Annotated in this window: 20 protein-coding genes and 2 tRNA genes; 16 read left to right on the forward strand and 6 right to left on the reverse strand. The window is 35.0% G+C overall.

What is annotated here, in order from left to right:
• The 5 genes from tilS to GOQ24_RS02455 form a co-directional block, all read left to right on the forward strand.
• Positions 1–377, forward strand: a 377-nt coding sequence (tilS, locus tag GOQ24_RS02435) for a tRNA lysidine(34) synthetase TilS (RefSeq protein WP_160339036.1), incomplete at its 5' end; no start/stop codon positions are given.
• On the forward strand, positions 374–2377 hold the full coding sequence (locus GOQ24_RS02440; RefSeq protein ID WP_160339037.1) for a protein-disulfide reductase DsbD family protein: 2004 nt from the start codon (positions 374–376) through the stop codon (positions 2375–2377). The genes tilS and GOQ24_RS02440, both read left to right, overlap by 4 nt.
• A 251-nt stretch (positions 2378–2628) precedes the next feature.
• The gene (locus tag GOQ24_RS02445; RefSeq protein WP_155092154.1) at positions 2629–3477 is read left to right on the forward strand and encodes a DUF2911 domain-containing protein; all 849 of its coding nucleotides are present in this window, start codon (positions 2629–2631) and stop codon (positions 3475–3477) included.
• 183 nt (positions 3478–3660) lie between these two features.
• A complete protein-coding gene (purB, locus tag GOQ24_RS02450) occupies positions 3661–5004 on the forward strand; it encodes an adenylosuccinate lyase (protein ID WP_155092155.1) in 1344 nt (447 codons plus the stop codon).
• A 562-nt stretch (positions 5005–5566) separates the two neighbouring features.
• A complete protein-coding gene (locus GOQ24_RS02455; RefSeq protein ID WP_160339038.1) occupies positions 5567–6136 on the forward strand; it encodes a toxin-antitoxin system YwqK family antitoxin in 570 nt (189 codons plus the stop codon).
• 67 nt (positions 6137–6203) lie between these two features.
• Here GOQ24_RS02455 and GOQ24_RS02460 read toward each other — a convergent pair whose 3' ends face one another.
• The 5 genes from GOQ24_RS02460 to GOQ24_RS02480 all read right to left on the reverse strand — a co-directional run bounded on the left by GOQ24_RS02460 (position 6204) and on the right by GOQ24_RS02480 (position 12197).
• Positions 6204–6908, reverse strand: coding sequence for a toxin-antitoxin system YwqK family antitoxin (locus tag GOQ24_RS02460; RefSeq protein ID WP_160339039.1), 705 nt, complete (start codon positions 6906–6908; stop codon positions 6204–6206).
• Positions 6909–7102: 194 nt separating this feature from the next.
• The gene (gene lpdA, locus GOQ24_RS02465; protein ID WP_155092158.1) at positions 7103–8494 is read right to left on the reverse strand and encodes a dihydrolipoyl dehydrogenase; all 1392 of its coding nucleotides are present in this window, start codon (positions 8492–8494) and stop codon (positions 7103–7105) included.
• Between the two features lie 296 nt (positions 8495–8790).
• Complete coding sequence (locus GOQ24_RS02470) at positions 8791–10545, reverse strand: ABC transporter ATP-binding protein (protein WP_160339040.1); 1755 nt, start codon at positions 10543–10545, stop codon at positions 8791–8793.
• Positions 10542–11279, reverse strand: coding sequence for a tRNA pseudouridine(38-40) synthase TruA (gene truA / locus GOQ24_RS02475; protein ID WP_160339041.1), 738 nt, complete (start codon positions 11277–11279; stop codon positions 10542–10544). Before truA ends, GOQ24_RS02470 begins: the two co-directional genes overlap by 4 nt.
• Positions 11280–11381: 102 nt before the next feature.
• Positions 11382–12197, reverse strand: a complete 816-nt coding sequence (locus GOQ24_RS02480; RefSeq protein WP_160339042.1) for a hypothetical protein — start codon at positions 12195–12197, stop codon at positions 11382–11384.
• A 517-nt stretch (positions 12198–12714) separates the two neighbouring features.
• Here GOQ24_RS02480 and GOQ24_RS02485 point away from each other — a divergent pair.
• Together GOQ24_RS02485 and GOQ24_RS02490 are read left to right on the forward strand one after the other, a co-directional pair.
• Positions 12715–13983 carry a M64 family metallopeptidase gene (locus GOQ24_RS02485; RefSeq protein WP_155092162.1) on the forward strand — a complete coding sequence of 423 codons (1269 nt, stop codon included), beginning with the start codon at positions 12715–12717 and terminating at the stop codon, positions 13981–13983.
• Between the two features lie 53 nt (positions 13984–14036).
• Complete coding sequence (locus GOQ24_RS02490) at positions 14037–14549, forward strand: metallophosphoesterase family protein (RefSeq protein WP_160339043.1); 513 nt, start codon at positions 14037–14039, stop codon at positions 14547–14549.
• Positions 14550–14590: 41 nt separating this feature from the next.
• On the opposite strand, the gene GOQ24_RS02495 is transcribed toward GOQ24_RS02490, so the two are convergent.
• The gene (locus tag GOQ24_RS02495) at positions 14591–15007 is read right to left on the reverse strand and encodes a DUF4293 domain-containing protein (RefSeq protein ID WP_155092163.1); all 417 of its coding nucleotides are present in this window, start codon (positions 15005–15007) and stop codon (positions 14591–14593) included.
• 192 nt (positions 15008–15199) lie between these two features.
• Between GOQ24_RS02495 and rho the strand changes: the two genes are divergently transcribed.
• The 9 genes from rho to secA form a co-directional block, all read left to right on the forward strand.
• A complete protein-coding gene (gene rho / locus GOQ24_RS02500; RefSeq protein ID WP_160339044.1) occupies positions 15200–17107 on the forward strand; it encodes a transcription termination factor Rho in 1908 nt (635 codons plus the stop codon).
• A gap of 166 nt (positions 17108–17273) precedes the next feature.
• The gene (locus GOQ24_RS02505; RefSeq protein ID WP_155092165.1) at positions 17274–17606 is read left to right on the forward strand and encodes a hypothetical protein; all 333 of its coding nucleotides are present in this window, start codon (positions 17274–17276) and stop codon (positions 17604–17606) included.
• A gap of 176 nt (positions 17607–17782) precedes the next feature.
• Positions 17783–17856: transfer RNA gene (locus tag GOQ24_RS02510), tRNA-Arg, on the forward strand.
• Positions 17857–17886: 30 nt separating this feature from the next.
• Positions 17887–17960, forward strand: a tRNA-Arg gene (locus GOQ24_RS02515).
• Positions 17961–18025: 65 nt separating this feature from the next.
• Positions 18026–18532 (forward strand): hypothetical protein, encoded by a 507-nt coding sequence (locus GOQ24_RS02520; RefSeq protein ID WP_160339045.1) that lies wholly within the window; start codon positions 18026–18028, stop codon positions 18530–18532.
• Positions 18533–18633: 101 nt separating this feature from the next.
• Entirely contained in the window at positions 18634–19323 is a 690-nt protein-coding gene (locus tag GOQ24_RS02525; protein ID WP_155092167.1) for an ABC transporter ATP-binding protein, read from the forward strand.
• Between the two features lie 57 nt (positions 19324–19380).
• Entirely contained in the window at positions 19381–19956 is a 576-nt protein-coding gene (locus tag GOQ24_RS02530) for a cob(I)yrinic acid a,c-diamide adenosyltransferase (RefSeq protein ID WP_155092168.1), read from the forward strand.
• A gap of 133 nt (positions 19957–20089) precedes the next feature.
• Positions 20090–20311 carry a DUF2795 domain-containing protein gene (locus GOQ24_RS02535; RefSeq protein ID WP_002986941.1) on the forward strand — a complete coding sequence of 74 codons (222 nt, stop codon included), beginning with the start codon at positions 20090–20092 and terminating at the stop codon, positions 20309–20311.
• A 96-nt stretch (positions 20312–20407) separates the two neighbouring features.
• Positions 20408–23443 (forward strand): preprotein translocase subunit SecA (secA, locus tag GOQ24_RS02540; RefSeq protein WP_160339046.1); only part of this gene is annotated, 3036 nt, incomplete at its 3' end.

Genomic DNA, 23443 nt, shown 5'->3' on the forward strand with positions numbered 1-23443 from the left:
AGAATAAAGAACAAATATATTATTTAGAAAAAGGAGAAGAATTGAAGTATCCAATACAAATTAAAACTTTGCCATATAATGGAGGTGATTTAGTTGTCGATTCAAATACAATTTTAGTAGATGAGGCTAAGCTAAAGTTTCCATTGGTAATTAGAAAATTTGTTGAGGGTGATAGATTTATCCCTTTTGGAATGAAAGGAACTAAGAAGGTAAGTAAGTATTTTAAAGACGAGAAGTTTAATCAGTTTGAGAAAGAAAATACTTGGCTTTTGTGTTCAGAAAATGAAATTGTATGGATTATTGGTAGTCGAATGGATGAACGATTTAAGATAAAAAGTACAACTACAAACATTATTAAAATACAGATAACAGTATGAGAAAATTAGCTTATTTGCTACTTCTATTAGTGTCGACAATTACTGTACAGGCGCAGATGATGAAGAATCCTGCCGTATGGACGACAAAGATAGAGAAGGAGTCAGACACAGAGTACACAATTACATGGAATGGTGTTGTGGATGAGGGCTGGCATTTATACTCTCAGTTTACATCAGAAGGTGGAGCTCTACCTTTGGCTTTTACCTATAATAACTTGGAGGGGAACTATGTTCTAAATGGACCAACTACAGAAAGTGAAACTGTAAAGGAATACAACGATATATTTGAAGTAGATGAAACCTATTTTGTAGGTCCAATTACCTTAGTTCAAAAGATTACATTGACAAATCCTGAAACTTCGAATATTCAGGTTGAAATGGAATATCAAGTGTGTGAGGAAGTTTGTATTTCACAAAGTAATTTGTTCGTCTATGACCTAAAAACCTTAGCTTCAAAAGAGGTTGCTAACTTCGAGGAGTTTGAACTTGGTAATAAAGCAGAGGCTTCTTCTGAGATTAAAGCAGGTGATTCTTCTTCTAAGGATGCTATAGAAAGTAATAAAAAACAAGAGAATAGAGGATTATTTACCATATTTATTTTATCGTTTTTCTCTGGTTTTGCAGCATTATTGACACCTTGTGTGTTCCCTATGATTCCTATGACGGTTAGTTTCTTTACAAAACAAAGTAAAACTCGTGCCAAAGGAATTAAGAATGCTATCATTTACGGAGTATCAATTATCCTAATTTATGTAATCTTAGGAACTATTGTTACTGCTTTGTTTGGAGCTGATTCGCTGAATGCGCTTTCGACAAATGTTTATTTTAATATCATCTTCTTCTTGCTATTAGTAGTTTTTGCTACTTCTTTCTTAGGGGCATTTGAAATTATGTTACCTAATTCATGGGCAAATAAAGTTGATTCGCAAGCAGATAGAGGAGGATTAATAGGTATAGTATTTATGGCATTAGCTTTGGCTATTGTTTCATTTTCATGTACAGGGCCTATTGTAGGAACACTATTAGTAGAAGCGGCTTCTAAAGGAGGTTTAGCACCTGTTATAGGTATGCTTGGGTTCTCTTTAGCACTGGCATTGCCATTTATGCTTTTTGCAATGTTCCCAGGTTGGTTAAACTCAATGCCTAAATCGGGTGGATGGTTAAACACAGTGAAGGTTTCATTGGGATTCTTAGAGTTGGCTTTAGCATTTAAGTTCTTGTCAAATGCAGATCTTGTATTGCAAGCACATTATTTAGAAAGAGAAGTGTTTTTAGCAATATGGATAGCCATATTTGGTGCTTGGGCATTATATCTATTTGGTAAAATTAAATTGCCACATGATTCACCTTCAGACAATATATCAGTAGGTAGATTATTTATGGCTTTATTGGTTTCTATATTTACTATTTATATGGTTCCAGGATTATGGGGAGCTCCATTGAAAATTATATCAGGATTCCCACCTCCATTAACTTACGCTGAAAGTCCTTATGGTGTTGGCGGAGGAAAAGGTGGTTCTAATTCAGGAGCTACTATGGGAGAACTACCTGATGGAGCTAAATTAGGAGCTCATGACATTGTTGCTTTTACAGACTATGAAAAAGGATTGGCGTATGCTAAATCAATAAACAAACCTGTTCTATTAGATTTTACTGGATTTGCATGTGTTAACTGTCGTAAGATGGAAGATTACGTATGGTCAGATCCAGCTGTATTATCTATCCTAAAGAATGAAGTTGTCTTAATTTCATTGTATGTTGATGACCCTAAAAAATTGCCAGAGAGCGAGCAATATATATCAGATACAAGTGGTAAGAAAGTAAAGACGATTGGAAATAAATGGAGTGATTTCCAAATGAAACATTATCACGCCAATGCACAACCATATTATATCATACTTGACACAGATGAATCGCGTTTAAGTGATGCTGTTGGATATATGCCAGATGTAGAAGAATATAAGACATGGTTAAAAACAGGAATTAGTAAACACAAGTAATCTTTGGATTATTTAACGATATGAGAAAGCCCTTGAGATTTGATTTTCAAGGGCTTTATTTTTTGTTTTTTCTTTTCATTTGCTTGTGTTTTGAGAAAATTTTAAGATATAAGTTAATATCTTTGAAAGGCTCATAATTAGTGTTATATGGTATAATACTACAATTTATAGGCTACTTTTTGGTTTCTATAGTACTCACATTACTATTGATAGAAATTCAATGAATAAAAATACTTTAAAACGCTATTTTAATGAAGAAGAGTTTAATTATTACAGCTTTTGCTATGTTTACTTTAGGTACTTCATATGCACAAGTACACACTCCACCTACCAGTACTAAATCAGAGATTCATCAAGTGGTTGGATTAACTGATGTGAAAATAGATTATTCAAGGCCTAATATGCGAGGTCGTTTAATTTACGGTGATTTAGTTCCTTATGGTCGTCGTTGGAGAACAGGAGCAAACATGAATTCTGTCATTACTTTTGGCAATGATGTCGTGATTGATGGGAAAACACTTAAAAAAGGTTCTTATGCCATTTTCACTGTTCCGAAAGTTGAAGAATGGGAAGTAATATTTTACAGTGATACAAATAACTGGGGATTACCTGAGAAGTGGGATGATTCAAAAGTTGCTTTGACAACAAAGGTGAAAGTGATTAATTCCAATAGAAATTACGAGACATTTACCTTGGCAATTAACAACGTAAATATAGACTATGCAGATCTTGAGATTATGTGGGAGAAAACAGTAGTTCCTGTTCGCTTCAAAGTTCCAACGGATCAGTTAGCGATGGAAACGATAGACGAGACATTTGCAGGGCCTAAGATTGTTGATTATTACGCTGCTTCGGAGTATTATTATTTAACCAATAAAGATTACAACAAGGCTTTAGATTGGATCAATAAGGCAATTGAAAAGTCAGGAGAGCAAATACCTTATTACTTTGTTCGCCTAAAATCGCAAATTCAAGCTAAGTTAGGAGATAAGTTAGCTGCTGTAGAAACTGCCAAATGGGCATTAGAGTTAGCGGAAAAAGCGAATAACCTTGATTATATCAAGATTAATAAAGATGCGATTAAAGAATGGTCAAAATAGATATAAGACAGCTTAGGCTGTCTTATTTTGTTTTAAAATATTCGTTATAAACTATTTTGCTACAAAGATAGAGCTGGGAAACATTTGGCTTCTTACATTAAAAGATGATTAGAACTGTGTTTTTTTGTTTTACTTTTTTTGGTATTGTCCTATCTTTGTTGCTTAACAACACTTTCTAAAATTATGCTTACACCATTAAATGCTATATCGCCTATTGACGGGCGTTATCGTAGCAAAACAGAAAGCCTTGCTGCTTACTTTTCAGAAGAGGCTTTAATTAAGTACCGCGTATTAATCGAAGTAGAGTATTTTATTGCTTTATGCGAACACGGTATTCCGCAGTTGAAAAATGTATCAGCAGATTTATTTCCTGAATTGCGCAAACTCTATCAAAACTTTACTACTGAAAACGCACAGTGGATTAAAGATAAAGAGAGTATAACTAATCACGATGTCAAGGCTGTTGAGTATTTTATTAAGGACGCATTTGATCGTTTAGGTTTAGAGCAATATAAAGAGTTTATTCATTTTGGATTGACTTCACAAGACATTAATAATACGTCTATTCCCTTATTGACCAAAGAGGCTTTCCACGATGTATATATGCCTTTATTTATTAAGGTGGTAAACAAGTTAAAAGAGTTAGCAAAAGAGTGGAAAGATGTTCCAATGTTGGCTCGTACGCATGGACAACCTGCTTCTCCAACGCGTTTAGGAAAGGAAATATTTGTTTTTGTTGAGCGTTTGGAAGAGCAACTTAGACTAATCCAAAATGTCCCATTTGCTGCTAAGTTTGGTGGTGCCACAGGAAATTTTAACGCGCATCACGTTGCATATCCTACGCATAATTGGAAACAGTTCGGAACTGATTTTGTGGAGCTAACATTAGGGCTAAAACATTCTTTTCCAACAACACAAATCGAGCATTATGACCATTTTGCTGCTTTCTTTGACGGATTAAAGCGCATCAATAATATTCTAATTGACTTAGATAGGGATATATGGACTTATGTCTCTATGGATTACTTTAAACAAAAGATTAAAGCAGGGGAGATTGGTTCTTCTGCAATGCCTCATAAAGTGAACCCTATTGATTTTGAAAACTCTGAAGGAAACTTGGGGATTGCCAATGCAATCTTTGAACACTTAGCGGCTAAGTTACCGATATCACGTCTACAACGTGATTTAACTGACAGTACTGTTTTGCGCAACATTGGAGTACCTCTTGGGCATACGCTTATTGCATTTGAATCTACATTAAAAGGATTGAACAAATTATTGCTTAACGAAACAAAGTTTGCGCAAGATTTAGAAAACAATTGGGCAGTAGTGGCAGAGGCAATTCAAACGATATTGAGAAGAGAAGGTTATCCTAATCCCTATGAAGCTTTGAAAGATTTGACTCGTACCAATACAGTGATTAACAAAGAGTCTATTCACTCATTTATAGATACACTTGCTGTGTCAGAAATGATTAAAGAAGAATTAAAACAAATTTCACCTGCTAATTACCTTGGAGTAGAATAACGATAAGGAAAGAGTTTAGCAGTGTGCAAGATTGAATATGTAAAGCGAACCTATTGAAGTATAAAACAGGTTCGCTTTCTTTTTTATTTATATACTTACCTTTTTATACGATTTGGCTTTTTTGTTACCTATAAAGCCTAATGTGATTAACAAAAGTGATATCGTTGAACTTAGAATATTTAATTCGTCTTTAAAGATGACTGAATCAACATTCTTTACAAACAATATCACGCCGACGACCAGCACAAAAAACGCCATGGTCTTTAATAAATTTAGGTTTGTCCGACCCATATTCTCAATATTTTTTTGGTTAACATTCACTAAATGTACTAAATAAAATAGTATGTTCAAAGGCATTAGAAGGTATAGTGCTGATATTTTTACTGTTTGAAGTCTGACGTTATCTAAATTTGGTTTGTTTTCTAACAAATTGATATGTACTGTCTTGTGATTAATAAAGATAATAATCTATCCCGTTCAATATTGGATTAAAGGACAGTGATTTGTACCTTTGTGACTTCGCATTTTTAGATATAGTAGTAAAATTTAGTCAATTGTAGTAATGAGAATAATCTATCTAATGATCTTTTTCTTTTACCTGATAGGAAGCGTTCAAGGTCAAACTTTAAAGGAAAAGTATGGTGCTAACATCGACAGTAAAGAGATTCTGTCATATTATTCTACGGGAGAGGTAAAAGAGGTTATTGTAGGCATAGAAGGAAGTAATTTGAATGTAAAGAAAACCTTTTATGAGCATGGCGAGCTACAAGAAATTCAAGAACAACACGACGGTGTAAATCATGGTAAGGTTGAGGCTTATTCAGATAAAGGAATACTTGTTTGTGAAGGAAACTATGTTCAGGGTCAACTGGAAGGAGAGTTAAAGTATTACAATGATAAAGGAGAGCTATTTACGAGTATTATGTATAGAAATAACCTTAAGAATGGCGTTACAAAAATATATAAGGATGGTAAACTACTAAGTGAGTTTACCTTTGTTGATGGTCAGTTGGATGGCATGGTAAGGCTATATGGGGAAGATGAAAAGGTGATTAGTGTCTCCCACTACAAGCAAGGCAAGCAGATTGATAAATTATTTTATAATCACGACACTATCTTTTACAGCGAGTAAATAAATTTATCAAACCAGATTGATAAGATAGTTGTAGCTATCTTATTTAAGCCCTGACTGGGCTTTGCTAATCATAGTCCATATAAGGGATTAAGCTGATAGGTTCTGAACCAAACATATAGGATAGTTTTGTCGAGATAGCATTGTCTATTTGTTTGTTTTTTTTAAATACTTTGATGTCTTTTCTATAGAAATCATTGACTTGAGTACATGAAAACATTAGGCTACCATTGTCATAATACTTTTTAAAAGGACCTCTGTTTTTTCCATTTTGTACAGTCATTTCCATTATTAATATCCCTTTTGGATTAAATATCTTTATTGGTCCATGCAGTACTCCATTTTCGAAATACTGTTCTCTTGCTAATACACCGTTTTTGTAATAGGCGAGTTGTTGACCATGTAAGCGTCCTTCGATTTGATTGATGACAATCTGTATATTTCCATTTTGAAAGTACTCTGTACATTTGCCGTGTGGTTGGTCATTTTTATAGAAGCCTTGACATTCTATTTGACCATTTGGGTAATACATAGTATGAGGGCCTACTAATTGATTATTGCTATAAACCCCTTTCATTTCTAATTCCCCTGTATCGTAATAATTTGTGTAAACTCCTTCTTTGCGCCCTTCTTCGTAGTTGTACAATTGGAATAACATACCATTTTCATGATATTCTTTGTGCTCTCCATGTAATATATCATTGACAAAGTATCCTTCTATCTTGATATTCCCATTTGGGTAATATTCGATTGTGTGTAATCCGTTTTTCATTTTTTTTATCAAGGTAATACTTATTTTCAAAATCTGAGCGAAGTGTACAAATATTTGATAGTTAGATTTCTTATGTTCCTTAGGATAGGTTTAGGGCGAAGAAATTCAGAACAATGAGTATAGGGGAAATTAAGGAAGATAAAAAAACGGGCTACTTTAAGGTAGCCCGTTTGTATTTTAATTGATTTTGATTCTTATAAGTGGATTACTTCTCCGTAAGCATCAGCAACAGCTTCCATTACAGCCTCACTCATTGTAGGGTGTGGGTGTACTGCTTTTAAGATTTCGTATCCAGTAGTTTCTAATTTACGTGCAACTACTGCTTCAGCGATCATATCAGTTACTCCAGCTCCAATCATGTGACATCCTAACCACTCTCCATATTTAGCATCAAAGATAACTTTTACAAATCCATCAGGAGTACCTGCAGCTTTTGCTTTACCAGATGCTGAGAATGGGAATTTTCCTACTTTGATTTCATATCCAGCTTCTTTTGCTTTTTTCTCTGTCATACCAACAGAAGCAATTTCTGGAGTAGCGTAAGTACATCCAGGAATATTACCATAATCTAATGGCTCAACATGGTGTCCAGCAATTTTTTCTACACATAAGATACCTTCAGCAGAAGCAACGTGTGCTAAAGCTTGTCCAGGTACAACATCTCCAATAGCATAGTATCCAGGGATATTTGTTTGGTAGTATTCGTTTACTAAGATTTTATCTCTATCTGTAGCGATTCCTACATCTTCTAATCCAATATTTTCAATGTTTGTTTTGATACCTACTGCAGACAATACGATATCAGCTTCCAAAATTTCTTCTCCTTTAGATGTCTTAACGGTAGCTTTTACTCCTTCACCAGTTGTATCTACTTTTTCAACAGAAGCATTTGTCATGATTTTGATTCCTGCTTTTTTCAATGAGCGCTCGAATTGTTTTGAGATATCCTCATCTTCTACAGGAACGATATTTGGCATAAACTCAACAATAGTAACATCAGTTCCCATTGAGTTGTAGAAATAAGCAAACTCTACTCCGATAGCTCCCGAACCAACAACAATCATTTTCTTAGGTTGTTGAGGTAAAGTTAATGCTTGACGGTATCCGATTACTTTTTTACCATCTTGTGGCAAGTTTGGCAATTCTCTTGAACGTGCTCCAGTTGCGATGATGATGTGATCTGCAGAGATCTCACTTACCTTACCATCTTTATCTGTAACTTCTACTTTCTTTCCTGGTTTTACTTTTCCAAAACCATCGATGATTTCGATTTTATTCTTTTTCATTAGGAATTGAACACCTTTGCTCATTCCATCTGCAACGCTACGTGAACGTGCTATTACTGCATTGAAATCCTTGTCTACCTCACCATTGATTGTCAATCCATAATCAGATGCGTGTTTAAGGTATTCAAATACTTGAGCAGATTTTAATAGTGCTTTTGTAGGAATACACCCCCAGTTTAAGCAGATTCCACCTAAGTTTTCTTTCTCTACTACCGCAACTTTAAAGCCTAACTGAGAAGCTCTGATTGCAGTCACGTAACCTCCAGGGCCACTTCCTAAAACAATAATATCGAATTTCATATGTATATATTTCTATATTTAATGCTACGAAAATACAGATTTATTTTTGTACTTAAAACTTTCCCATTGAAAAGTTGAATAGTGGACAATTAATGAATTGTAAGTGTAGCAGCTACTATCTATTGGATTGTTGTAATATATAAATAAAACCCTTGTTTTTTTTGACAAAATGTGAAAAAAACAAGGGTTTTTAAGTTAGCTTTTTTAGCTAAGTTATTTTTGTGACTTTTATTTAAAACTTTAGAACTTAAGGTTCTACTATTTAGCTTTTGGATAGAGAAACTCTTTTTAAAATACTATTCTTCTACTGCCATTTTGAATTGTGATTCATATAGATTTCTATAGTATCCATTTTCAATTTGCAAGAGTTGGTGATGTGTACCTTTCTCTACGATGAGTCCTTTGTCCATCACGATGATTTGATCTGCATTGACAATTGTTGCCAAGCGGTGAGCAATGATTATAGACGTTCTATCTTGCGTTAGATATTCGGTTGCCTTTTGAAGTAGTTCTTCAGAATGAGTGTCAATCGAAGAAGTAGCTTCATCTAATATCAAGATACTTGGATTACTTACATAAGCTCTTAGGAAGGCAATTAATTGTCGTTGCCCAGACGAGAGCATTACTCCTCTTTCTTTTACATTGTAGTCATATCCTCCTGGCAGACTCATGATAAAATCGTGTATCCCTATTTGCTTAGCCGCATTTTCTACTTGCTCTCTGCTAATAGCTGGATTGTGCAAAGTAATATTATTGAAGATAGTATCACTGAATAAAAATACATCTTGTAACACGACAGCGATTTGTCTGCGTAGAGAAGCTAACGTAAATTCATTGATATCCGTATTGTCTATCCGTATCTCTCCACTGTCAATATCATAAAATCGATTTAGTAAATTGATAATTGTCGATTTACCTGCTCCAGATGATCCTACAATTGCTACCGTATTACCTGGAGGGATGTGTAAGGTGATTCCCTTTAATACTTCGACTTCTGGTATATAGCTAAAGCGGATATTGTTTAACTCAATCTCTCCATTGAATTGAGGAGCTATTTTAGTTCCACAATCATTCATCTGTTCATCCGTTTCTAATACATCGAATACTCTTTCTGCCGCAATGATTCCCATTTGCATGACGTTAAATTTATCAGCAATTTGCCTCAATGGATTAAACAACATTGTGATTAGCATTGTGTAGGCAAATAAATCTCCAAATGTTGTTAGGTTGTCTCCCTGTACAATTGACATTCCTCCATACCAAATTACAAAACCTAAGGTCAGTGAAGAAACAATATCAGCGATAGGGAAAAAGATAGAGTTGTAAAGTATATTTTTTAGCCAAGCCTGGTTGTGCTTTTCATTTATTTCCTTGAACTTTTCATATTCGATATGCTCACGAGTAAACAATTGAACGATTTTCATACCTGTTAATCGCTCTTGTACGAATGTATTCAGGTTTGAAATCTGCGTTCGGACTTCCTGAAAGGCAGACTTCATCTTTAATTGAAATATTCGCGTTGCATAGACAAGGATAGGCATGGCAACCAAAACAATTAGACTCAGTTTCCAGTTCATGTAAAACATAAAAGCCAAAACGACAAACATTTTCAGAACGTCACTGACAATCATAAAAAGTCCTTGACTAAAAATACTCGCGATCGATTCAATATCAGATACAGATCTGGTAACGAGTTTTCCTACTGGTTCATTGTCAAAATAGCGCATGCGAAAACTAACAATCTTGTCAAAGAGTTTTTCGCGAATATCTTTGACAATATCTTGTCCTAACCAACTTGCCCAATAAGAGAAGTAAAATTGAGACAATACTTCGCCTATAAGGACAACTGCCATAAGCAAAACGTACATTAAGAGTCCTTCTTGATCTCTTGTTTGCACATAGCTATCTACTGTTTGCTTTACCATATATGGACGAACAGCAGCAAAGATTGATAGTGTAATCGCAAATACGATTACCCAGTTAAAACGTCTTTGATAAGGTTTTGCGTAGCTTAATATTTTTTTTAGTGATAGTGATTTCAGTCGTTTCATAGATAAGGATAACTTACTTTTGTTAAAAATAATCCTTTACCAGGGACAGAGAATCCCGCTTGACCTCTATCTTTACTTTCAATGATTTTGCGTACGTCATTCACAGTTATTTTCTCTAGACCTACATTGACCATAGTACCGACAATAGCTCTAACCATATTGCGCAAAAAGCGATTTGCCGAGATGGTAAAAACTAATCTATTGTGATCGATGAGTTTCCATTCAGCTTGGTAGATAGTACAATTAAAAGTGAATACATCTGTATGTGTTTTTGAAAAACACTCAAAGTCTTCATACTCAAACAAAACTTTAGCTGCTTCGTTCATTAGATCAACATTCAATGGCTTGAAGTGGTAAAAACTTTGACTGTTGCAAAAGGCATCTTTATATAAATGTATATGATATTCGTATGTGCGAGCAGTAGCGTCAAAACGCGCATGCGCCTGATCATCGACAGGGTGAATATTATAAACGACTATGTCCTCTGGTAAAAATGAATTCATTTTTTGAATCAAAGAATTTTTGTCAAAGTCTGCTTCATAGTCAAAATGAGCAAACATTTGCTTAGCGTGAACTCCAGCATCTGTGCGACCTGCACCTATTAATTCTATAGGTGTACGCAAAAGTGTAGAAATAGCTCTTGTGAGTGTTTCTTGTACTGTTTTCGCGTTAGGTTGTAATTGCCAGCCGTGATAATGTGTTCCGTTGTAAGAAAATTCTAAAAAATATCTCAAAATAAATCTATTGTTTTTTACAAAGAGCAAATATACTTCAAAATCACGAGTAGGTTGTTTATGTTATTATAAAATTAGAAATAAGGTAGGGGTGCAAAACTTTTATAGCACTGTAATAAAATTAGACGATACCCAGCCTCTGATATTTTGTGACTCATTGTGAATAGCATGTTGAGTATAATTTGTTGATAGTTGTTGAGATTCGACTTCTACATAATACCATTTGCGTTCTTCACTATAGCGTTCACCTAAGATCTTAATTTTTGAATTTTTCTTTAACTTTCCGAAAAGGTTGTCTGAGAAGTAATTGTAGAAATCATCGCTATCTGGATATTTATTTTCTACTGAAGGATAAATGCGAAGGTTGTATGCTTCGTTCTGAACTATTCCCCATGACGTGTTCTGTATTAACTCGCTATATTGGATGTCTGATTCAGGAATGTCAAGGTTTGCTATTGCGTAATTTTCTTTGACCGTTGCGCCTTCTTCATTTAACTCAAGAACTACATTTCCCATTAATGGGCTTTCACCACAACAGCTTGTTTCTGTATAAGTAATCGTATGGAAACGAGGAGATAGATAAAAATTGTTAAAGTAACTCGTTGTCACAAGGGTATAGTTTTCTTCATACTTGTCGTAGTAAAATAAGAAAAAACAATCTTGTTCTCCATAAGCTAATATATAGAGTAGGTCCTTTTTAGATTTTGTGATTCGAGTATACGTTTTAGTGTAACCTGCCATATAGCTATCTCCTACAAGCTCATCAAAATAACGATCAATATCTTTTTCATTTTTAAAGGTGTATTCTGCTATTCTCGTCTGGTAATGCTCATCATAGAAGGTGTTTATTTGGGCATTAGAAGGTATGTAAGAGAAAATAAAGAGAAGTGTAAGCCAGATAAAATGTCCTGTTTTCATATTTTTTGACTTAAAGGTAGTGAAAAAAAGGAAAATGATTTACCATTAATTGTTTGATAGTAGGTGGATTAGAACTGTACTATTTCTTTGTTTTCGTTATAAGTAGTTAGGTGTCGATAGCATAGTGATAGAAAGTTGATAGGATAGTGGTCGCATCTTTTTAGCACAAAAGTATGCGACCACTATGGCATCACTATGCGACCACCATGCGACCACTTCCTATATTGTTCTAATATAGTTTGTCTCGTCCTAATATAGCTGTACAGCTATTGTTTATAATCCTGCTTTTAACTGTACATTTGGTTTTATAATCCTATTATAACTATACAGGTACTTGTTGTTCTTTTTTGTTGGTATAGTAATTCTTCTATCTCTTATTGGTATTTAAAACTGTACAGTTTTTTCAGGACGGGTCATGTATGTGATTTTTTAAAACAATAATGTTTATTTTTACCCAAACTGTGATAACATACAATCACAGTGATTAACTAATTAACCTAACTATAATTATATAAGAATGAAGAAATTATTCGTGTTATTGGGCTTGTTTGTTGGCTCACTTGGATATGCACAAGATTTTAATCAGTATTTTGAAGATAAGACACTGCGTTTAGATTATGTATTTGGAGGAAATAGCGAAAGGCAATTTATTTTATTAGATGAGTTAATTTCTTTGCCTTCATGGGCTGGGCGTACACATAATTTAGGAGAGAATGCCTTAAAGGGAAATGGACAAGTACGCGTATATGATGAAAAGACCAATACGTTGATCTATACGAACAGTTTTAGTACACTATTCCAAGAGTGGTTATCTACAGAGGAGGCACAGAAGACTACTAAGAGCTTCGAGAATGTGTTTTTAGTTCCGTATCCAAAAAGTAATGTGCGCATTGAGTTGGTGTTGTTCGATGCAGATGGCAAGGAAAAAGACAAGTTAGTGCACCAGGTGGATCCTACAGATATATTAATCCATGCAAAGGGAGCTAAGGATGTGACTAAACATGAATATGTACACAGAGCCAAGGATAATTCAAAAGCGATTAATGTTGCCTTTGTAGCAGAAGGGTTTAAAGAAGAAGAAATGGGCAAGTTTATGGATGCTGTGAAGGTTTCTATTGAGCAATTAGTTGCCCACAAACCATTTGATAAGTTTGCAGATAACTTCAATTTCATTGCAGTTCAGAGTGTTTCAAAGGATTCAGGGGTAAGTGTTCCACGAGAAGGAGACTGGAAGAAAACGGCTATAGAGTCTAACTTTGATACTTTTTATTCGGAGCGTTATTTGACGACGAATAGAATTAAGAAGTTACACGATGTATTAGCGGGGATTCCCTATGAGCACATTATTATTTTGGCTAACACAGATGTATATGGTGGAGGTGGAATTTACAACTCATATACTTTGACAACGACGGGACACAAAGATTTTAAACCTGTAGTAGTACACGAGTTTGGTCATAGTTTTGCGGGTTTAGCCGATGAGTATTTTTATCCAAATGACGTATTGAGTGATTTGATTTCCAATCAGACAGAACCTTGGGAACAGAATATTACTACATTAGTTGATTTCGATAGCAAGTGGAAAAAGATGTTGAAGAAAGGAACGCCAATTCCAACTTTAGAAAAGGACAATAAAAAATTCCCTTTAGGGGTGTACGAAGGGTTAGAAGGGCGCAAGATTTACAAAGGGACACTTGATTGTAGAATGAAGACAAATCAGTATCCTGAGTTCTGCCCTGTTTGTCAGCATGCAATAGAAGAATTAATTTTGTTTTATACAGAGTAATAAAGGTATAACCTCTCTTTAAGGGAGGTTGTTTTTTTGTAAAAATAATAAAGGTGAAAAAAATATTATTATTATCAGATACACATAGTTGTGTGGATGAGCATATTTTGAAGTATGTGAGAGAAGCTGATGAGGTTTGGCATGCAGGTGATATAGGTGACCTGTCAGTCACTGATGCAATCAAAGCGCTAAAGCCATTAAAAGGAGTCTATGGCAATATAGATGACAAAGAAGCAAGGCTTGAATTTCCAGAAGAAAACATCTTTGATTGTGAGGGCATGAAGGTGTATATGATTCACATTGGAGGGTATCCTGGGAAGTATCGATCAAATGTAAAGGCGACTATTATGCGTGAGAAGCCAGATATCTATATTTGTGGACATTCACATATCTTAAAAGTGCAATATGATCAGATGTACCAAGTGTTGCATATGAATCCAGGTGCGGCGGGAATAAGTGGTTTTCATCAAGTAAGGACGATGTTGCGTTTTGAAATTGACAAAGGGAAAATTAGCAATTTAGAAATTGTAGAATGGCCTAAAAACAAAAAAGCCGAACTTCTTTAAGTTCGGCTTTTTTAACGCACTAATAAACTAAGATGTTAGGTTTATCGTAAGCGATCTACAGATTTTACAAGATCTTCATCCTTCTTGATGGCTCTGTTGGCTAATACAAGCAACAGGATAGAAACAATAGGGAGGAACATCCCAATACCTTTCTCTGAAATAGCTTCTGCTACTTCTCCAGATACAGTTAGAGAGCGGAATACAAATAATCCTAATAGTAAAACGTTTAATATCATATTAAGTCGATTCATCATGAATTGACGTTTTCTATTTTTATAACCAAGTAAGCTGATGATACTCAAAGCAGCACTAATCCCAAAAAGGATTGCCGTGATAGGGCTGTGTCCAACCATTATCGTTTCATTTAGGCCGTTTGTCCATAATGGAATGAATAATGATAAGATTCCCATTATAACAAAAACAAGTAATAAATAAATGCTTTGAATTCTTTGTATCATAACTTTGTCCGCTTAGGAATTACAAAAATAACGTTTCTTTTTTATTAAAACCTATTGTTTTTTAAAATTAATTCGTAATATTGCATTAGTTCTGCCGTAAGTTCTTCATAATACGGCAATTCTATGAATAAAATTTCCATTCTTATTTAAAGAACACAACTCAATTTATTTTTATAATCTATAAACATTTATATGTTTGACATTTCCGAATTACAAAAGTTGAAGGTTTCAGAACTTCAAGACATTGTTAAAAAATTCAATATTGCAGGTACTTCTGGTTTAAAAAAAGATTTACTAATCGGGAAGATTCTTGAGCATCAAACTACAAATGCTCCAAAAGAAAAAGCAACCGCATCAAAAAGTGAGGCTTCAAAAGTCACAGAGAAAAAAGCAATTAAGAAAGAGAATAATGAAGGAGTAGCAGATAAGGTTAAAGAATCTGTGAAAGCTGCAATGAAGGTAGTAGTTGCAAAAGAGAAGGAACAAGTAAAAGAAAAAGGCAAAAGACCTCGTATAGAATCTACACCGAAAGTTGAAGCTAATGCTGGACAAGTTGCAGAGGCTACAACTCAAGCTGATAACAGAGGAGATGGGCAGCAGCGCAAGAAAGTAGCTGAGACAAGAGAAGGAAATTCTGATTCTCTGAAAGAGAAAACAGGAGAGAATAGAAATCAGCCTAAGGAAAACAGAAGGGACTTTGGAAAGAAAAAAGGGGACAATCGCGATAATCGTAGAGATAATCAAAGACGCGATAATCGTCCACAAAACCAGTCTAATCAAGCTACTTCAAAAGAGAGTGAGTCAACTCAAATAGAAACTACTTCAAAAGAAACTTTTGTATCAAACGAGAATGTTCAAGCTCAAAGTCATGTAGATGCTGGAGTTGAACAAGAACAAAAGAAACAAAATACCAATCAAAATAAGAACAATCAGCAAAACCACAACAATAACAAAAAGAATAATTACAGAGAACCGGATTATGAGTTTGATGGAATTATTGAGAGTGAAGGGGTGTTAGAAATGATGCCTGATGGTTATGGATTTTTGCGTTCAGCTGATTATAACTATTTATCATCACCTGATGATATCTACTTATCACAATCCCAAATTAGATTATTTGGTCTAAAAACAGGAGATACTGTTAAAGGTGTAGTTCGCCCTCCGAAAGAAGGAGAGAAGTTTTTCCCACTGGTAAAAGTTGTAAAAATTAACGGACATGATCCTCAAGCTGTTCGAGATAGAGTATCGTTTGAGCACTTAACTCCGCTATTTCCAGATGAAAAATTCAATCTGGATGCAAAGCGCAGTACGGTATCTACTCGTCTTATGGATATGTTTTCACCTATTGGTAAAGGGCAACGTGGTATGATCGTAGCTCAACCAAAAACAGGTAAGACTATGTTGTTAAAAGACGTGGCAAATGCCATTGCGGCCAATCACCCTGAAGCGTATCTAATCGTTCTTTTAATTGACGAACGTCCAGAGGAGGTAACAGATATGCAACGCAGTGTAAATGCAGAGGTAATTGCCTCTACATTTGATGAGCCAGCAGAACGCCATGTGAAAGTAGCTAATATCGTTTTAGAAAAAGCTAAGCGATTAGTAGAATGTGGTCATGATGTAGTGATACTTTTAGACTCTATTACACGTTTGGCAAGGGCTTATAATACTGTTCAGCCAGCTTCTGGTAAAGTGTTGAGTGGAGGGGTAGATGCCAACGCTCTACAAAAGCCAAAACGCTTCTTTGGAGCTGCTCGTAATATTGAGAACGGTGGTTCATTGAGTATTATAGCAACTGCTTTAGTTGATACGGGATCTAAAATGGATGAGGTTATCTTTGAAGAATTTAAAGGAACGGGTAATATGGAGTTGCAGTTGGATCGCAAGCTTGCAAATAAGCGCATTTTCCCTGCGATCGACATTACTTCTTCTTCTACGCGTAGAGATGACTTGTTATTAGAACCAGGTGCACTACAACGCTTATGGGCTGTTAGAAAGTATATTGATGATATGAACTCGGTCGAAGCGATGACATCTATTATTGACAATGTGAAGAAAACAGATAATAATGAAGAATTCCTAAAAACATTGAACGGATAATTCATTATACATCATATGAATAAAGAGAGAATAAATACAAGTGTGTTTATTCTCTCTTTTTGTATAATAGATATTTAATTTTTTAGATGGAATGTTAAAAAACTTTTGTGTCTTTATATAATTTGAGTAATTTCGATGCTATAATGAGAGAATAAGAAGCGAAGAAATGAATGATATCATTGTGTTTATTGGGGTTGTTTTGATTGCTTTTTTTGTTGTCAAGAGGTTTGTTACTATTAAGCGATTTAATAGTACAGAGGAGTATTTAGAATATAAGAAGGAGAAGGAGGAGGAGGATTTTTTGGAAGATGATGAAGAATGGGACGATGAATTAATCGATAAAAAGAGTTTTAATTTTCTATTTGTCGGTGCTATTGCAACCATTTTATTTTTGTTTTTTGGTTTATTTACGGGAAATACCATTTACTTCATCTTAATTTTATTTGTGATCACTGCTATTTTGTATTTGTACTATATGCCACCGAGCAATAAGTTTTAAGTTGTTTGGGATTTTTGATTGTGTTAAAAACAATAAAAACTATTTTTTTTTAAATTTATAAAATATTTAAAGTGAGAGTTTTAAAGGAATGAGAAGGAAATACTTTATATTTTTTTAGATTTATAGTTTGTATTTATAGAATAACGTTATATATTTGCACTCGCAATTAAGCAATAGGCCATGTGGCGCAACTGAATAGCGCATCTGATTACGGCTCAGAAGGTTGCAGGTTTGAATCCTGCCATGGTCACAAAATTTAGTGAATAATATAAAATATTTCGGCCACGTGGCGCAACTGAATAGCGCATCTGATTACGGCTCAGAAGGTTGCAGGTTTGAATCCTGCCGTGGTCACGAAAAGCTCCTTTCTTAGGAGCTTTTTTTATTTCTATACTTTTGTTTAAAATTAATCAGGAGGTATGACAAGTAAAGAAAGTTATTTTAGTTTTTGGAAAAAATCCACCAATGAACACGGTGTCCATTCCCCTTTTGTGTTTTGTCTGTTGACAAAGGGATTGTATCCTAAAGATAATAGATGGCGTAAGTTCAAGAAGCGTCATGTTTTCTTTGATCGTATTTACCGTTATTTTAAACCCTCGACTTTGACTTATATTAATCCTACTTCGGATATTCTCGAAAGAGGTTATGAATATGTTGACTTTGCCTCTGTTCAAGGGAAGGTTGATTTAATTTTTATCGGACAAGGTAAGGGAGGAACTTCGATTTCTGATAGTTGTATCATTGATGCAATGCACAATGATTCTATTTTGATTATTGATAGGAGAGTAGATTGTGAAAGCACTGAGAAGTTGTGGAAAAGTATAGTAGAGGATGACAACTTCACTGTTACAATAGACTTTTACTATTTCGGTTTAGCATTTATAAGAAAAGAGCAGTTAAAACAGCACTTTGTACTTCGCATGTGATTTTTTACGCGATATATAGCGATAGTGTAGTTAAGGTTTCTTATTTTTATTACTTGTATGAATACTTGTGACAAGTAACAAGGCTTTAGCTATTTTAGTTTATGACAGAATACATTATCGATATTAAAGAAATAAAGCGCAATTTCAAACTTGGATCTGAAACCGTAAAAGTGCTAAAGGGAGTTAATCTTCAGATTAAACGAGGAGATTATGTCGCTTTGATGGGGCCTTCGGGATCAGGCAAGTCTACTTTGATGAATATCTTAGGTTGTCTTGATACTCCAACTTCAGGAGAATATACACTCAATGGCAAAGATGTAAGCTCGTTGGACGATGATCAATTAGCTGATATTAGGAATAAAGATATTGGCTTTGTCTTTCAAACCTTTAATTTACTGCCTCGTACCACTTCATTGGACAATGTGGCTTTGCCAATGGTCTATGCTGGAAAGTCAAAAGAAGAGCGATATGAACGCGCAAAAGAAGTACTGGGACAAGTAGGATTGGGCGATCGTATGGATCACCATTCGAATCAACTTTCAGGAGGGCAAAGACAGCGTGTAGCAGTTGCGAGGGCTTTGGTTAATCACCCCGCTATTATTTTAGCAGATGAACCTACGGGTAATTTAGATACGAAAACGTCAATTGAGATTATGAATCTTTTTGACGAGATTCATTCAAAGGGCAATACCGTAATTTTAGTAACCCATGAGGAGGATATTGCTGCTCATGCACATCGTATCATTCGCCTAAGAGATGGTTTAATTGAAAGTGATGACCGCATTAAATAGTTTTTTATTGTTAACTTGTACAGTTATTAAAAGATTAGACAACCCACAAATATATTTATGAAAGTATATACTAAAACAGGAGATAAAGGTACAACTGCACTTTTTGGTGGCACAAGAGTACCGAAACACCATATTAGAATAGAGAGTTACGGAACTGTAGACGAATTAAATTCACATATTGGTTTAATTCGCGATCAAGAGATGAATCAGTTGTACAAAGAAGTGTTGATAGAGATCCAAGATCGCTTATTCACAGTAGGGGCTATATTAGCTACTGATCCAGATAAAGCCATATTGAAGAACGGCAAGGAAAGATTGAATATTCCAAAGATATCAGAGGAAGATATAGCCTTGTTAGAGAATGAGATTGACAGAATGGAAGAATCTTTGCCTCCAATGACACATTTTGTTTTGCCAGGTGGGCATACTACGGTGTCATATTGTCATATAGCAAGATGTGTGTGTCGTAGAGCTGAGCGTTTGTCAGTACATTTGAATGAAATAGAAGCCGTAGATGAGTCAGTTTTGAAATACTTAAACCGACTTTCTGACTACCTTTTTGTGTTGGCACGAAAGTTGACTTTTGATTTACACGCGGAAGAAGTGAAGTGGATACCGAGAAAACAAGGTTAAAAGTTTTTTAAATATTCATAAAATAGCTTGAAAAAGCAGTTACGTTCTTATTATTGGATGAAATAAAATAAAAAACGCTTGTTAATTTCATAATAAAATTTATTTTTGCATTAAAATTAAAAACGGATTAGAGATGTATTGGACATTAGAATTAGCATCTTATTTAAGTGATGCACCTTGGCCGGCAACAAAGGATGAGCTTATTGACTATGCAATTAGAACAGGTGCTCCTCTAGAGGTAGTTGAAAATCTACAATCCATCGAGGATGAAGGTGAAATCTATGAGTCGATGGAAGAAATTTGGCCAGACTATCCAACTGACGAAGATTACCTTTGGAACGAGGATGAGTACTAGGAAAAAATAATAAAAAATGAAAAAAGCCTCAGTCAAGGCTTTTTTTTTGTTTAAACTTAGAAACTGAAAGTTATAATATTATAAACTATATAATTTATGAGTCTTATAAATACTATATTAAAGGTTTTTGTAGGTGATAAATCGGAGAGAGATATCAAAGCTATAAAGCCTATAATAGAAAAAATAAAAACCTACGAAGGTAGTTTAGCGAGCTTGTCGAATGATGAGCTAAGAGCTAAAACCATTTATTTTAAAGATATTATTCAGCAATCTCGTGCTGATCAAGATGCTAAGATTGCATCTTATCGCGAAGAGATTGAGAAGACACAAGATATCGATGCAAGAGAGTCTATTTATGCAAATATTGACTCATTAGAGAAAGAAGCATACAACAATACAGAAAAAGTATTGCTTGATATTTTGCCAGAGGCTTTTGCAGTAGTGAAAGAAACAGCACGTCGTTTCAAAGAAAATGAAGTGATTGAAGTAACTGCAACAGAGCAAGACAGAGAATTTGCATTGAGTAAAGAATATGTTACTATCGAAGGAGATAAGGCATATTGGGCAAATTCATGGAGTGCAGCTGGAAAGCAAGTTACTTGGGATATGATCCACTACGACGTTCAGTTAATTGGTGGTATTGTACTTCACGAGGGTAAAATTGCGGAGATGCAGACAGGGGAAGGTAAGACATTAGTAGCAACTTCTCCATTGTATTTGAATGCGCTTACAGGAAAAGGTGTACACCTTGTAACTGTGAATGACTACCTTGCTAAAAGGGATAGCCAGTGGAAAGCTCCTTTGTTTGAGTTCCACGGTATGACAGTGGATTGTATCGATAATCACCAACCTAACTCTCCAGGAAGACGCGCTGCTTATGCTGCGGATATTACTTATGGAACTAATAATGAGTTTGGTTTCGATTACCTTAGAGATAATATGGCACATACGCCAGACGAATTGGTACAAAGAGCTCATAACTTTGCTATTGTCGATGAGGTTGACTCGGTTTTAATTGACGATGCAAGAACGCCTTTGATTATTTCTGGACCTGTTCCTCAAGGAGATCGCCATGAGTTCAATGAACTTAAACCTGCAGTAGCTGGTTTGGTTGAGATTCAAAGAAAATTAGCAAATGGTTATTTAGCTGAAGCTCGTAAATTAATTCGCGAAGGAAATACAAAAGAGGGTGGATTTTTATTGTTGAGATCTTACCGCAGTTTACCTAAGAATAAGGCTTTAATCAAGTTTTTGAGTGAAGAAGGAGTTAAGCAAATTCTTCAGAAAACAGAAAACCATTATATGCAAGATAACAATAGAGAAATGCACGTTGTAGACGAGGCTCTATACTTTGTTATCGAAGAAAAGAATAATTCTGTTCAGTTGACTGATAATGGAATTAAATACTTATCTCAAGGAGGTGACGAAACTTTCTTTGTTCTTCCAGATATTGGAACTGAGATTGCAAAAATTGAAGCTTTAAAACTATCTAAAGAAGAAGAGGCAGAAGCTAAGGATAAATTATTCCAAGACTTTGGTGTAAAATCAGAGCGTATCCATACGTTAAGTCAGTTACTAAAAGCGTATACTTTGTTTGAAAAAGACACAGAGTATGTGGTAATGGATAATAAGATTATGATTGTTGACGAGCAAACGGGACGTATCATGGATGGTCGTCGTTACTCGGACGGGTTACACCAAGCTATTGAAGCAAAAGAAAATGTGAAAATTGAAGCGGCTACACAAACGTTTGCTACAATCACACTTCAAAACTACTTCCGTATGTACAATAAATTAGCAGGTATGACTGGTACGGCTACAACGGAGGCAGGAGAGTTTCTACAGATCTATAAGTTAGATGTAGTGGAAATTCCTACCAATAGAGGAATCGCTCGTGATGATAAAGAAGATAAGATTTACCGTTCAGTACGTGAGAAATTCAAAGCAGTCATTGACGATGTTGTTAAGTTATCACAAGAGGGAAGACCAGTACTTATTGGTACAACTTCAGTTGAGATTTCAGAGCTTTTAAGTAGATCTCTTAAGATGCGTGGAATTCAACACAATGTATTGAATGCAAAGTTACACAAGCAAGAGGCGCAAATTGTAGAAGAAGCAGGAAAACCTGGAATTGTTACAATTGCAACGAATATGGCAGGTCGTGGTACGGATATTAAATTATCACAAGAAGTTAAAGACCGTGGAGGTTTGGCAATTATTGGTACAGAGCGACATGATTCACGTCGTGTAGACCGTCAGTTAAGAGGTCGTGCAGGACGTCAAGGTGATCCAGGTAGTTCTCAGTTCTATGTGTCATTAGAAGATAATTTAATGCGTCTTTTCGGTTCAGAAAGAGTGGCTAAGATTATGGATAGAATGGGATTAGAGGATGGAGAAGTTATCCAACACTCTATGATGACCAAGTCAATCGAACGCGCACAGAAGAAAGTAGAGGAGAATAACTTCGGTATTCGTAAGCGTTTGTTAGAGTATGATGACGTGATGAATGCACAGCGTGAGGTTATCTATAAAAGAAGAAAGCACGCTTTATTCGGTGAGCGCTTAAAAGTAGATATTGCCAATATGATGTATGACTTATGTGAGCGTATCGTTGAGTCTAACAAAATGGCTAATGACTATAAAAACTTTGAGTTAGATATTATTCGCAACTTTGGAATTAATACCGTAGTTTCAGAAGATGATTTTAATAAATTAGATTTTGTAGCTATCGCGAACAAACAATACGATATTGTGTTTACAGCTTATCGTGATAAGTCTGCACGTAGTGCTGCTGAAGCTTTCAAAGTGATTAAGAACGTTTATGAGAATAACAGTGGAAGCTTTGAACGCATCGTTGTGCCATTTACAGATGGTATTAAGACTATCAACGTTGTAACTAATTTAGAAAAGGCTTATCAAACTGAAGGAGCTTCGTTAATTGAGGATTTTGAAAAGAATATTACTTTGACAATCTTAGATGAAGCATGGAAGAAACATTTGAGAAAAATGGATGAGCTTAAACAATCTGTGCAGTTAGCAGTACACGAGCAAAAAGACCCATTGTTGATCTATAAATTTGAGGCATTCGAATTGTTTAGAAAGACAATTGGAGAAATTGACTCTGAAGTTACT

Origin of the sequence: Myroides sp. LoEW2-1 (genome assembly GCF_009767705.1) — a bacterium.
Taxonomy (GTDB): Bacteria; Bacteroidota; Bacteroidia; order Flavobacteriales; family Flavobacteriaceae; genus Flavobacterium; species Flavobacterium album_A.